The 13,198-nt window shown below is 57.8% G+C and carries 14 protein-coding genes; 7 read left to right on the forward strand and 7 right to left on the reverse strand.

What is annotated here, in order from left to right; all coding sequences use genetic code 11:
- Window positions 1–38 precede the first annotated feature (38 nt).
- Genes ACDO57_RS12180 through ACDO57_RS12195 form a run of 4 tightly spaced genes read left to right on the forward strand, consistent with a single transcriptional unit; the run spans window position 39 to window position 3,405 of the window.
- A complete protein-coding gene (locus ACDO57_RS12180; protein ID WP_370884022.1) occupies window positions 39–1,052 on the forward strand; it encodes an ABC transporter permease in 1,014 nt (337 codons plus the stop codon).
- Window positions 1,052–1,885, forward strand: a complete 834-nt coding sequence (locus ACDO57_RS12185; RefSeq protein ID WP_126544101.1) for an ABC transporter permease — start codon at window positions 1,052–1,054, stop codon at window positions 1,883–1,885. The genes ACDO57_RS12180 and ACDO57_RS12185 overlap by 1 nt, the downstream gene beginning before the upstream one ends.
- Window positions 1,878–2,714 (forward strand): ABC transporter ATP-binding protein, encoded by an 837-nt coding sequence (locus ACDO57_RS12190; RefSeq protein WP_370884023.1) that lies wholly within the window; start codon window positions 1,878–1,880, stop codon window positions 2,712–2,714. Before ACDO57_RS12185 ends, ACDO57_RS12190 begins: the two co-directional genes overlap by 8 nt.
- Entirely contained in the window at window positions 2,701–3,405 is a 705-nt protein-coding gene (locus ACDO57_RS12195; protein WP_370884024.1) for an ABC transporter ATP-binding protein, read from the forward strand. The genes ACDO57_RS12190 and ACDO57_RS12195 overlap by 14 nt, the downstream gene beginning before the upstream one ends.
- Before the next feature lie 77 nt (window positions 3,406–3,482).
- Here ACDO57_RS12195 and ACDO57_RS12200 read toward each other — a convergent pair whose 3' ends face one another.
- The 4 genes from ACDO57_RS12200 to budA form a co-directional block, all read right to left on the reverse strand.
- Window positions 3,483–3,956, reverse strand: a complete 474-nt coding sequence (locus tag ACDO57_RS12200; protein ID WP_024906955.1) for a cold-shock protein — start codon at window positions 3,954–3,956, stop codon at window positions 3,483–3,485.
- 131 nt (window positions 3,957–4,087) lie between these two features.
- Entirely contained in the window at window positions 4,088–4,858 is a 771-nt protein-coding gene (locus ACDO57_RS12205; protein WP_024906954.1) for a (S)-acetoin forming diacetyl reductase, read from the reverse strand.
- A gap of 20 nt (window positions 4,859–4,878) precedes the next feature.
- A complete protein-coding gene (alsS, locus tag ACDO57_RS12210) occupies window positions 4,879–6,558 on the reverse strand; it encodes an acetolactate synthase AlsS (RefSeq protein ID WP_024906953.1) in 1,680 nt (559 codons plus the stop codon).
- 13 nt (window positions 6,559–6,571) lie between these two features.
- Window positions 6,572–7,351, reverse strand: a complete 780-nt coding sequence (gene budA / locus ACDO57_RS12215; protein ID WP_061098944.1) for an acetolactate decarboxylase — start codon at window positions 7,349–7,351, stop codon at window positions 6,572–6,574.
- Window positions 7,352–7,456: 105 nt separating this feature from the next.
- On the opposite strand from budA, the gene ACDO57_RS12220 reads away from it, so the two are divergent.
- Window positions 7,457–8,338, forward strand: a complete 882-nt coding sequence (locus ACDO57_RS12220; RefSeq protein ID WP_032649661.1) for a LysR family transcriptional regulator — start codon at window positions 7,457–7,459, stop codon at window positions 8,336–8,338.
- Window positions 8,339–8,412: 74 nt separating this feature from the next.
- Here ACDO57_RS12220 and ACDO57_RS12225 read toward each other — a convergent pair whose 3' ends face one another.
- From ACDO57_RS12225 to ACDO57_RS12235, 3 genes are all read right to left on the reverse strand, one after another.
- Complete coding sequence (locus ACDO57_RS12225) at window positions 8,413–8,775, reverse strand: cupin domain-containing protein (protein ID WP_370884025.1); 363 nt, start codon at window positions 8,773–8,775, stop codon at window positions 8,413–8,415.
- A 75-nt stretch (window positions 8,776–8,850) separates the two neighbouring features.
- Window positions 8,851–9,669, reverse strand: a complete 819-nt coding sequence (locus ACDO57_RS12230; protein ID WP_370884026.1) for an AraC family transcriptional regulator — start codon at window positions 9,667–9,669, stop codon at window positions 8,851–8,853.
- Between the two features lie 98 nt (window positions 9,670–9,767).
- Window positions 9,768–11,321 (reverse strand): MFS transporter, encoded by a 1,554-nt coding sequence (locus ACDO57_RS12235; RefSeq protein WP_370884132.1) that lies wholly within the window; start codon window positions 11,319–11,321, stop codon window positions 9,768–9,770.
- Between the two features lie 106 nt (window positions 11,322–11,427).
- Between ACDO57_RS12235 and ACDO57_RS12240 the strand changes: the two genes are divergently transcribed.
- Window positions 11,428–12,312, forward strand: a complete 885-nt coding sequence (locus tag ACDO57_RS12240) for a LysR family transcriptional regulator (protein ID WP_370884027.1) — start codon at window positions 11,428–11,430, stop codon at window positions 12,310–12,312.
- 111 nt (window positions 12,313–12,423) lie between these two features.
- Window positions 12,424–13,014, forward strand: coding sequence for a hypothetical protein (locus ACDO57_RS12245; protein ID WP_024906950.1), 591 nt, complete (start codon window positions 12,424–12,426; stop codon window positions 13,012–13,014).
- Window positions 13,015–13,198 lie beyond the last annotated feature (184 nt).

Here is a 13,198-nt window from a genome sequence, read left to right on the forward strand (position 1 = left end):
GGGTCGTCCGTGCATATTTTCAGGATAATGGTTTTCCCATGCCACATCTTTCCACCCGCGTGCTCCAGGGTCTGCTGACCCTGCTGCTCACGCTCTTCGGACTGCTGCTCGTCACGTTTGCGCTGTCGGCATTTTCACCGGTCGATCGCGTGCTGCAGATCGTCGGCGATCACGCCAGCCAGTCAACCTACGATCAGGTTCGCCACCAGCTGGGGCTGGATCGCCCCCTGCCCGTGCAGTTCTGGCACTATCTGCAAAACCTTGCCCATGGTGATTTAGGCACCGCCAGCGCCACCGGGCAGCCGGTGCTGCAGGATCTGCTGCACGCCTTCCCCGCCACGCTGGAGCTGGCGACCCTTGCCTTGATCATCGGAGCCGTACTCGGCGTGATTGCCGGGGTGCTATGCGCCCGCTACGCCGGTTCGCCACTGGACTTAGCGATCAGAACGCTCACCCTGCTCGGCAACTCGGTGCCGATTTTCTGGCTCGGCCTGCTGATGCTGGCCCTGTTCTACGCGAAGCTGCAGTGGAGCGCGGGTCCCGGCAGGCTGGACGATATCTGGCAGTTCACCGTCGAGCCGCGCACCGGCTTTGCGCTGGTGGATACCTGGCTTTCCGGCGACCGCGAGGCGTTTCGCAACGCCCTCAGCCACCTGGTGCTGCCGGTGCTGCTGCTGACCTATTACTCGCTGGCAAGCATTACCCGCCTGACGCGCTCCGCCTGCCTCGGCGAAATGAACAAGGAGTACATCCTGCTCGCCCGCGCCAAGGGAGCCGGGGAGATGACCATCCTGCTGCGCCACGTGCTGCCAAACATTCGTGGCACCCTGCTGACGGTGATCGCCCTCGCCTACACCAGCATGCTGGAAGGCGCGGTACTGACCGAAACCGTCTTCTCCTGGCCGGGGATCGGGCGCTACCTCACCACCGCCCTGTTCGCCGGAGACACCACCGCCATCATGGGTGGCACGCTGCTGATTGGCGTCTGCTTTGTGCTGATCAATAACCTTACCGACCTGCTTGTGCGGGCGACCGATCCCAGGGTGCGCTGATGCCGTTTTATCTTTTCTTACGCCGCCTGCGCCGCTCCCCTGCCGCGTTTTGCGGGCTGGTGGCCATCGCGCTGCTGGTGTTTATCGCCCTGTTCGCCCCCTGGCTCGCGCCGCTTGACCCGAACTGGCAGGACGCCGCCGCGCGCCTGCAGGCCCCGAACGGCCAGCACTGGCTGGGTACCGACAGCTACGGGCGCGACCTGCTCTCGCGCCTGATTTACGGCACCCGTCCGGCGCTCGGGCTGGTGGCGCTGGTTACCGTTATCACCCTGCCTGCCGGGCTGCTGGTGGGGATTTTGTCCGGCTACTACGGCGGCTGGATGGAGCGCATCCTGATGCGCTTCACCGACGTGGTGATGTCGATGCCGCGCCTGATCCTCGCCTTCGCGTTTGTGGCGATGCTCGGTCCGGGGCTGGTCAACGGCGCGCTGGCGCTGGCCTTAACCACCTGGCCTGCCTATGCGCGTCAGGCGCGGAGTGAAATTCAGCGTCTGCGCCACAGCGATTATCTGGCCGCCGCAGAGATGATGGGCATTCGCGGCCTGCGCCTGCTGGTCGGCCATATTCTGCCCCTGTGTCTGCCGTCCGCGATTGTGCGCCTGGCGCTGGATCTGGCGGGGATTATTCTGGCGGCCGCCGGTCTGGGCTTCCTCGGCCTTGGCGCACGGCCGCCCATGGCCGAATGGGGGGCGATGATTGCCGACGGCATGCAGGTCATTTTCGACCAGTGGTGGATTGCCGCCATTCCGGGCGGGGCGATTCTGTTTGCCAGTCTGGCCTTTAACCTGTTAGGCGACGGCCTGCGCGACGTACTGGAGCCACAGCATGACTGAACACCGCGTCATCGTCGATGCGCTGAATATCGACTACCCCGCCGCGCGCGTGGTCAACAACCTGAGCTTCACGCTTGGCAACGAGCGGCTGGCGCTGGTGGGGGAATCCGGCTCCGGCAAGTCGATGTCCGCCCGCGCCCTGATGGGGCTGGTGCGTAAGCCCGGCATCGTAAGCGCTAACCGGCTTAACGTGCTCGGCAACGACCTGCTGACCCTAAGCCCCCGCCGCTGGCAAGCGCTGCGCGGCAACGGGATTGCGATGGTCCTGCAGGACCCGCGCTACGCCCTTAACCCCGTGAAAACCGTCGCCGCCCAGCTTGATGAGGCACTTACGCTGCATCAGCGGCTGCCGTGTTCAGAACGCCAGGCACGCATTCACGACATCATCCGCGCCGTCGGGCTGAGCGAGAACGTGCTGTCCCGCTACCCCGGTGAGCTTTCCGGGGGCATGGGCCAGCGGGTGATGATTGCGATTGCGCTCGTCAACAACCCGCAGGTGCTGATTGCCGACGAACCTACCTCCGCGCTGGACGCCCGCCTGCGTAGCCAGATCCTCGAACTGCTGGTGCAGCAGTGCGAAGAACGCCGGATGGCGATGCTGTTAATCAGCCACGATCTGCCGCTGGTGGCGGAGCACTGCGACCGCGTGCTGGTGATGTATCAGGGCGAAAAGGTGGATGAGATGGAGGCAAGCCAGCTTCCGCAGGCAACGCATCCGTACACGCGCACCCTGTGGACCTGTCGTCCAGACGCCCATACTTATGGACAGATGCTGCCAACGCTCGACCGTTCGCAGCCGTGGAAGGAGGCCGACAATGACGCTCGTTGAAGTAAAGGATCTCCAGGTGAGCTTCGGGGAGAAAACGGCGGTGTCCGCCGCCAGCTTTGCCATCGAGAAAGGTGAAACCTTCAGCCTGATAGGTGAATCCGGCTGCGGGAAATCGACGATTCTGCGCGTGCTGGCAGGGCTGCAGCGCGAGTGGCGCGGCAATATTGCGCTGCTGGCAGAAACGTTAACGCCTGGGCGACGTTTTGAAGGAGAGCTTCGCCGCAACGTACAGATGGTGTTTCAGGATCCGTGGGCGTCGCTGCACCCGAACCACACCATTGCGCGCACGCTGTCGGAGCCGTTAAGCATCCATGGCGAGACGCAAATCGCGGAAAAGGTGGCCAATGCACTGCACGAGGTGGGGCTTTCTGCCGACGCGGGTAAACGTTATCCGCATCAGCTTTCCGGCGGCCAGCGCCAGCGCGTGGCCATTGCCCGCGCGCTGCTGCTGCGCCCGCAGCTTCTGCTACTGGACGAGCCGACCTCGGCGCTGGATATGTCCGTGCAGGCGGAAATCCTGAACCTGCTTAACCGCCTGAAGGCCGAGCATGAGATGACCTATCTGCTGGTCAGTCACGACGCGGACGTGATTGCCCATATGTCCGACCGGGCGGCATTGATGGCGCACGGGAAGATCCAGAAGGTGTTTGACCGTGAGGCGATGTTACGGGGCGAGCACAGGATGGGTTAAGTGCGTGCGGCGGTGCCCGGTGGCGCGTTGAGGTTTTTCGTAGGCCGGGTAAGGCATCGCCGCCACCCGGCAAACAATTACTTCAGCAGCTTCACCGTGGCATCAATGTCGATCTCATCTTCGGTGAAGATCAGCGTCGTGTTCTGGAAGGTGGTGATTGCCAGCTTCTTCACCGTGCGCATTTCGCCCGGCTTTTTATCAGATTTCGGCTTGATGCTGTTCATCAGCAACCCCACCGACAGCACCGCGTTCTCTTTGTCGATTTTGGTATCAACCGGCTCTTCTTCGTTAAACACCACGAAGGATTTGATCGAGGTGAGCTTCACGCGCTCGCCCGCAATAAAGAGATGTTTGCTTTCCGGGATCACCTTCACCGCGTAGGCGGAAAGGCCTTTGTTGTTGGTGGTTGGCTCGAAGGTCACCGCGGCATCTTTCTTAATCAGATCGGGGTTCGCGACCTTAATCACATGAAAATAGCGGTTATCGCCGTTTTCATCTTTGATAAATCCAAAGCCTTTATCTTTAAACCACGTTGTGATTGTACCGTTCATCGCTGTTACCGCCTGTCAGATCGTAATGACTAAAGTTTTGCAGCGCGCAGTGTAATGCACAATGGCGGAGGAGACAAAAAAAAGCCCCTGCACGGGTGCAGGGGAAAACTCATGTCAGAGCTTATTAGAATTTAGTTGAACACCATCCCACCATCAATTAAGAGCGACTGGCCGGTCATGTAGTCGGAATCCGGCCCAGCCAGGTATGAGACGCAGGCGGCGACATCTTCCGGTTCGGACAGGCGGCCAAGCGTAATGCGTTTGGCAAAGGTTTCAGTCCCGTAACCGAGCGGTTTACCCGCCGCCTCGGAGACCTGACGGTCAATCTCTGCCCACATCGGCGTTTTAACGATGCCCGGGCAGTAGGCGTTAACGGTTATCCCCAGCGGCGCGAGATCCCGTGCGGCGGTCTGGGTTAAGCCGCGCACCGCGAACTTGCTGGAACTGTAGACCGCCAGCTCCGGGTTGCCGGTGTGGCCCGCCTGGGAGCAGGCGTTGATGATCTTGCCGCCGTGCCCCTCTTTGCGGAACGCGTCAATCGCGGCCTGGATCCCCCAGATCACCCCTTTCACGTTGATGTTGTAGACCTTGTCGACAATATCCGGCGTGATGGATTCAATTGGGGTAGACGGCGCAATCCCGGCGTTATTGACGATCACGTTGAAGCCGCCCAGCGCGGTGCGGGCTTTCTCCACCGCCGCAAATACCTGTTCGCGGTCAGAAACATCCACCTTCACGGCGACGGCGTTCCCGCCGTTACGGATGATTTCATCGGCGACGGCTCTTGCCGTCTCCACGTTATAGTCGGCGATGGCGACGGCAAAGCCATCCTTCACCAGGCGAAGCGCGATCGCTTTACCAATCCCCTGGCCTGAGCCTGTTACGAGAGCAACTTTTTGCATTTCTCTGTCCTTATGTTGATTCACAAAATCTGGCTGAGATGGAGCTGGCCCATCAGCAGCGGGTTATCGCTGTAGTCGACGGGAATGGCCACCACGGCCGGGCCATCCACATCCATCGCCGCACGCAGCGTGGGTTCGAGCGCGTCGGCGCTCTCCACGGCAAAGCCTTTCGCGCCAAAGGCGTCGGCATAGACTTTGAAATCGACCGGGCCGAACTCGACGCCGGAAAGACGCTGGTATTTTTTCTCTTCCTGAATGGCAACCATGTTGTAGCCGTTATCCACCCAGATGATGTGCAGCACGTTAGCGTTGAGGCGCACCGCGGTTTCCAGCTCCATGCTCGACTGCAGGAAGCCGCCGTCACCGGAGACCGACACCACCTTGCGGCTCGGGTTGACCAGCCACGCGCCAATGGCCCACGGCAGCGCGACGCCCATGGTCTGCTGACCGTTGGAGATCATCACCTGACGTGCCCGGAAGCTGTAGAGATAGCGGGCGATCCAGATGTGGAAGCTGCCCATGTCGACGGTGAGCGTCACGTCGTTATTCACGATGTCCTGCATGGCGCGCACGATGCGCAGCGGATGCAGGGCAAACTGGTTGAGCGAGGCGCCGCGACGATCGAGCAGATCGCGCTGATGCTGGCGATCGACCAGAATTTCGGAGGCCCGCTGGCTTAGCTCAAGCTTATGGTCGATACGGTTAGCGAGCTGATTCAGCGTTTCGGCGATGTCCCCCACCAGCTCCAGATCCGGCACGTAGTTTCGTTCTTCATAGGCAGGCAGCACATCGATGTGCACCAGCGTAGCGTCGCCGCTGTTCCACATGGACGGCTCGTATTCCACCGGGCTGTAGCCGATGCAGATAATCAGATCCGCCAGATGGAGCAGCCGGTCGCCCGCCTGGTTATTGAAGAGACCGACGCGTCCGGCGAAGCGGGTGAAGTGCTCCTGGTTCACCGCCCCGGCGGCCTGATAGGTGCTGGTGACCGGAATGCGGCTTTTCTCCAGCAGCTTGCGCAGCGCGGCGCTGTTGGCTGGCTGGCTCGCCATCAGCCCCAGCAGAATGACCGGGTTTTTGGCCTTCTCGATAAGCTTCGCTACATCGTTGATGGCGGATTCCGGTGCCGGCCCCATCAGCGCGGGACCGCTGGCGGGCAAAATTGCCCCCGTGGCGGGCTGGTCGACAATATCCTGCGGCAGGCTGACGAATGCGCCCCCCGGCCTGCCGTGCTCGGCGGCGCGAAACGCGTTGGAAACCACCTCAGCAATCGCGTCCGGCGCACTCACCTCCACGGCGTATTTGGTGACCGGGCTGAACATGGCGACGGTGTCCATGCTCTGGTGCACCAGCTTGGCTTTATCTGCCCGCTTCACCGCCCCGCCCAGCGCCACCACAGGGTCGCCTTCGCTGTTGGCGGTGGCAATGCCGGTGATCAGGTTGGAACAGCCCGGCCCGGAGGTCACCAGCGCCACCCCGGCCTTGCCGGTCAGACGCCCTACCGCCGCCGCCATAAACGCCGCGTTGGCTTCGTGACGCACCGGAATAATCTCGATGGAGGAATCCAGCAGGGAGTCAAAGACCTTGTCGATTTTCGCCCCCGGGATCCCGAACACCTGCTTCACGCCCTGCGCTTCCAGCTGGCCAACAACCAAATCGGCGCCGTGCGCCCACTGACGTGACTGTTTCTCACTGTTCACGGTAGTTCTCCTGTTAGTTTTCGACGGCACGGATCGCCGCATCCAGATTGCTGGGGTGAAGGTTGGCCTGTAAAAAGGCGCTGTCGGCGGGCAGATCGATCATCAGCTTGTGAATTTCACCGAAGGTGAGGACGCCGCTCTCCAGCTGGTAGTCGAGCAGATGGCCCCCGCCCTGACGGTCGTCGGTGATGAAATGCTCGTGATAGCCCGCCACGTTGATGCCCTGCATATGCTGCGGCGTGCGGAACCCGACCAGCACACCCTCGCGCTGGTTAAAGCGGAACACCGGCTGGTCGTCCAGCACGTCGGTCATCGCGCGGTACGGCGGCTTTTGGCGCGGTACGGTGCGGGTGTGGGCGTGACGGAAGTTGCCGTCGATGCGCAGCGCGCAGAACAGGTTATCGGAGGGGATCTGCTGGTCGATGACGTCGTGGATCTGCTGACGGCTCACCGGCGCATCGAAAGTTTTGCGGTACTGCGGCTGGAACCAGGTCATGACCGCGAACGGCGTTTTCTGCTCCGGCTTCGCGGCCCGGGCGCTGCCGTCGGCGCGCAGCTGGTACACCTGGCTGCTGAAGGCAATCATTTCGCCGTCCAGCTCGTTGAAGGTACCCAGACCAAAATCACCGTGTGCCAGCAGATCGGCGATGGTGGTCTCTCCTTCATACACGCCGCTTAACAGGGCGCTCATTAGCGATGTCTGATAGATCACGCTGTCAGGATGCTGGGCGGAGAACCCGCGCAGGGTCTCACACAAACTGGCCTCACAGTCGCAGGCAGATGAATGCATCATCATGCTCGTCCTCTTCAACTTTATTTAGAAAGGTTAAATAAATGTTGACCCGATTCAGCAGAGAGTTCCAATATAGAAACCATGCTGGTTTGAGACGTTTTAGATATGGAACTTCGTTATCTGCGGTATTTTGTCGCGGTTGCACGCGAGCGACACTTCACCAGGGCGGCCGAAGCGCTGGGTATTTCACAGCCTCCTCTGAGTCAGCAAATCAAACGGCTCGAAGAGGAAGTAGGTACGCCGCTGTTCAGACGCCTGACGCGAGGCGTGGAGCTGACCGAAGCGGGAGAAGCCTTCTACGAGGATGCCTGCAAGATCCTGGCGCTGAGCGATGCCGCGCTGGAGAAAGCCCGCGGCATCGCGCGCGGGCTGAACGGCAACCTGTCGATTGGCATTACCAGCTCCGACGCTTTTCATCCCAAAATTTTTACCCTGATTCGCCAGTTTCAGGTGCAGAACATGGCGGTGCAGGTTCACCAGGTGGAAGCCAATATGTCGTCGCTGACGACGATGCTGGCAGAGGGTGAACTGGATATCGCCTTCGTGCGCCTGCCGTGCGAGAGCAGCAAGGCATTCGAGTTAAAAATTCTCGACCGGGAGCCGATGGTGGTGGCGCTGCATCGCGATCATCCGCTGGCGGCGTGCGATTCGCTGGCGTTAGAGCAGCTTCGGGAAACGCCGGTGGTGTTGTTCCCGCAGGAGGTCGCGCCGGGCCTGTATGACCGGGTTCACGGCTGCTGCGAGCGGGCCGGGATTGACGTGCAGCACGCGCTGCAGTCGTCGCAGCTTTCCTCCTCCCTGAGCATGGTTTCCGCAGGCGGCGGGTTCGCGCTGGTGCCGAAATCCATGGCGGCTATATCTCCGCCGAACGTCACCTATCACACGCTGAGTTCACCGGAGCTGTATACCGACATCGCGCTCTGCTGGCGGCGCTTTGAGCGCTCACGGACGGTAAAGCGGTTTTTGACGATGCTGAGCGAGGGGTGACGGCCATATAGGGGTTTTGGTTTTTAGTAGGCCGGGTAAGGCGTAGCCGCCACCCGGCAAGGCAGCCTCCGACGTTAAATCCAGACATCGTTCTCTGCGGTGCGATCCCCGCCTTCGTGTCCGGTATTCAGTACCCCGCAAGGTTCTATCATCATCATTTTTACCGTCGTTTCAGCAGACGTTTTATGTTCAACGCCTTTTGGCACTACGTACATTTCCCCCTGATTGACGAGCACATGTCCGTCACGAAAATCGATACGTAACACGCCCTCGACCACGATGAATGCCTCATCGGTTTCAGGGTGCGCGTGCCATATAAAATCACCCGATATTTTGACGATTTTAAACTGATAGTCGTTCATCCGGGCGATGACTTTCGGCTGCCAGTACGCGTCGAAGAGAGAAAATTTATTTTCTAAATTAACAGGTTGATACATGGAGACACTTCCTATGGTTGAGAAGCGTCCAGGATAGAATAAGGTCGGCGTGCCGGTCTTGAACGATCGTGCAAATCAGGCACGGCTGTTTTGGATGAATTTTTGCCAGCGTCCCGGAGAGATCCCTAACGTTTTTATAAACTGCCGTGTCATATGACTTTGATCGGAAAACCCCGCGGCAGCGGCAGCCTCAGCAAGCGACAAGCCTGCCTGAATTAGGCGTCGACAGTATTCAAGACGACGCATGGTCACATAGCGATAGGGACTCGTTCCATAAAGCGCACGAAAATCCCGGCTCAGTCTCCAGCGATCCCTGCCACTGACGATGGATAAGGTATCCAGCGTAATGTTCTGAATGAATTCAGTGTGTATATATTCGCGCGCGCGCTCTGCGGATTGATAATCCACCTTGTTCCGGCGAAAACGTTGCCCTCCCACTACGGCCAACGTGTGGGCGAGATCGTAGAGCGCATCGTCTTCTTCCAGCGTATCGACAGATTCCTCTGGCGCTTTTAACAGCGGTTCGGTCGCGGCAAAAAGCCGGGGATCGGATGAAATCCCGCCGGGAATAAATGGCAAAGGCTTTCCGCCCAGGATTTTTTGAATTAACGCCGGATCGATATATAGCATCCGATACTGGAATCCCTCTGCTGTTCCCGCTTCTCCATCATGCACTTCGTCCGGGTGCAGGACCATCGTTCCGCCCGGAAGGCTATGTTGTTGACTCCCCCGATAGTGAAAACTCTGCACCCCGGACAAGGTCCGGCCTATGGCGTAAGCGTCGTGACGATGCGGCTCATAGCCATGGCCGCTGAAATACGCCTCAATGCGCTCTATTTTCCCGGGTTGTTGCGCCAGTCTGACCCAGTCTTTGTTGGCTTTTGCATTCGACATAGATGACACCTGATGCCCTGTGAGGGTGAAACAACACCATAAACGCATAGGGTGCAGTTTGGAAAGTCGTCGCTGGCAACGCGGCAAGTCCTTGCGCGCTAACGCGGGGGTCGGGGCCGGGACACCGCTGAAGGTAAGGAGGTATAAACGGGACTTATCCGCCCTAACATTCGCCAGACCAGGAATGCGCAAAGCACAGTGATGACGGCGAGGAGACGAAAGAGCCAGACATAGGCTGAGTCATAACTTTCCCTGAGTAATGGATGAGAAAGTTCCGGCAAAAGAGCGGCGGCCCGTTCAATATTGCCACTTCCCAGCCATGAAGCGGCACTATCAATACTTTTTGACGCATAACCGGAGAGGTTCTTTCTAAGATTGAGCGCGTTCATTTCCACTAAAACTGCTGACACCATAGCAAGTGCAATGCCCTCTCCCGCAACGCGAACAGTATTAAACAGGCCTGCTGCCATACCGGATTTTTCGACAGGCACGGAGGAAATAGCCAGGCCATCCATCAGCCCCCATGGAAGCGCGGCGCCCGCACCGGTTAAAACCAGTGAAAACACTAAGAGGTTGCTACTGGTGCTCTGTAAAGCCTGCCCGAGAATAAGCAATCCGGCTGCGGATAACATGAGTCCTGCGGCAGAAACAGCCCCGGGATTAAACCACCGGGTCATGAAGGCGGCGAGTGAGGGAACGATCAGCATCGGAGCCGTCAGTGCCATAAGATAAAACGCACTCTGTGTCTCGCTCAGGCCGTCCCCCCCCATAAAATGCAGCGGGAGGATAATCAACAGTACAACATAGCAATAGCAGGTTGCTACCGGCAGCAACAGGACGCCGGTAAAACGCGGCTCGCGCACAAGAGATAAGTCGAATACAGGATTTTCGACGTTCAGGCAGCGCACCACAAACGTGAGAAAAAGCAGTAAAGCGGTAGCAAACAGAGCAAGGTTGGAGAGGGATAAAAATCCCCAGACAGGCACCAGCATGACCCCCGCGGTAAACAGAACCAGCGCAGCGGTAAAAAGCGCTAAGCCTGCGTAATCCACCTGTCGGTGTTCACTTTTTTCCGACATGGGAATAAACAACGAGCCCACCAGCATGACCGTTCCGGAGATCAGCGCCATCAAGGCATATACCCACCGCCAGCCCAGAACATCAGTGATAAACCCAATAACCAGAGGGCCGAAGGCTAATCCTGTGCCAAACATCGTCCCCAGGATACTGAATGCCCGGGTTCGGGCTACGCCCTCATAGAGCTGAGCGAGCACAGCACTCCCGCCCGCTAAAGTCATCGCTGCTGCGATACCCTGTAGTGACCTGAGCACGCCGATTAAAAAGAGATTATTGGCCAAGAATATGAGCGAACTGCTGAGGCCAAAGATTAATAACCCCAGGATGAATACCCGTTTTCTGCCTGCTGCATCTGCCATTATGCCTGCTGACAGGAGAAAGCTACCGAAGGTCAGCATGAATCCATTCGTCAACCATGAGAGTGCCGCAGCGGAACCGCCCAGTGCATGGCTGATTGCAGGGGTGGTCACCACTCCACCGGTAAAACTGACCGGCAGCAGTATGGCCGCCACGAAAATTGAGGCGGCGGCCGGGCTTCCTGCAAGCCGGAGAAACGAAGTTATGAAAGAGCGCATCGGGTTATCCTGGTTCGCGAGAAATACGTGAACCATGTTATTGCGGATAATTAGCAAGATAAATAGACTGAAAATACAAACTGAATAGAGATAAAGTTTATAATCAATGGATAGTTTGACGTCACTCACCTCGTTTGTCAGGACCGCGGAAACGCTGAGCTTTGTTCAGGCAGCAAGATTGCTAGGCATTTCAGCGTCAGCCGTTGGCAAAAATGTTGCAAGGCTTGAACAAAAACTGGGCGTCAGGCTTTTCAATCGCAGCACCCGGAGCGTAAGCCTGACGGCAGAAGGAGCGGTATTACTGGTTCGTTGTCAGCAGATCCTGGAACAGTTGCAGGACGCGGAGGCCGAACTGACCCGCCATATTGCTCAACCTTCTGGCAAACTCAGGGTTTCTCTTCCGGTAACAGGCTATCGATTGCTGTTATCCCTTCTACCGTCCTTCACCCGCCGCTACCCAGCTATAGAGCTGGAGCTGGACTTCAGCGATCGGCTGGTAAACATCATTGATGAAGGGTTCGATGTGGCGATACGCAGCGGTGAAATTGCGGACTCCAGGCTCACATCGAAGAAGCTTGGTAACTTCCGTTTTGTTCTCTGCGCCAGCCCCGCTTATCTGCTGGAGTATGGTTCACCGGCCTCCCCCGAGGATTTAAACAACCATAAGTGCATTCTCTACCGCTTTCCCTCAACTGGGTTACTACAGCCCTGGGAGATGCAGGGTGCGGATGGGATAAGTAACTTCACACCGGTTTCTGTCTTAACCGCCAACAATATTGAAGCCATCATCCGCATGAGCACTGCGGGAATGGGCATCAGTTACGTTCCTGATTTTGTCGTTAGTGACGCACTGGAAAAGGGAGAGTTAAGAGAAGTTTTATCGGGTTCATGTATACGACAAGGGCAATTTTCTGCGCTATGGGCAACCAGACGCCACCTTTCCCCGAGAATTCGCTGCTTTATTGATTTCATGTCTGAAAACTGGATCTAAAAGCCGTAATTGTTTTATTGATGCACGCTTCGGTACTACGTTTTCCTGGTAATTGTCTGCCGCAAACCATCTGTTACTCTGGCTGTGCTCAAAGGATGACAAGGAAGAACAATGCTGAACCCCGGATTCGTTACCCGCAAAGCGCTTGCTCAGTGGCGGGATGTTCCTGCTTTTCTACCCCAGTTCCAGTTTCATGAAAAACACCGAGCGGTCATTCATACTGCGCATCCTGAAAATATTCTGCCGTTGATTGCCAACTTTGACGTCCGGCAAGATGCCGTGATTCGTCGGCTGATGTCTTTGCGGCAATTGCCGCAAAGATTTCTGCGCAATCAGCAGGCTAACTCAATCAGCAACTTTGGGTTGCACAGCTTTACGCTTTTGAAAAGTTCAGCCTCTGAGCTCAGCTACGGCTTAAAAGGCCAATTCTGGAGGACTGATTTCGGTCTGGAAAACGCACCGGATGCCATTGCTTTTCAGTCTCCAGCCGCGCCGGGCAGCGCAAAACTGTTGCTCCGCTACCAGGTAACGGAACTGGCCCCGGGTCAACATGAACTCTGTACGGAGACCTTCGTCTATTGTCCGGACAAACGTACTCACCTAAAAATGGTAGCCTACTGGCTGGCAATACGGGCCGGGAGCGGCTGGATCCGAAGAAGGACGCTGAAAGCGGTTAAGTCGAATATCGAAGGGCTGGAATGAGCGAGGAGCAGCGCTATGCTGCATAGAAAACAGTCTTACCTTTGGCCTTTATCATAATGATCATCAGATTGGTTTCGCGCGTCTGATAAGCCCCTGTTCAGCTCCCCGTTGACTTATTCACTCTGTGTTTTCATCATCCGTTTCTGAGACAACGCGAACCCGTTCGGTCTGTGAAGATCGAACG

Source organism: Enterobacter cloacae complex sp. 2015409 (assembly GCF_041365315.1).
Classification (GTDB): Bacteria; Pseudomonadota; Gammaproteobacteria; order Enterobacterales; family Enterobacteriaceae; genus Enterobacter; species Enterobacter pseudoroggenkampii.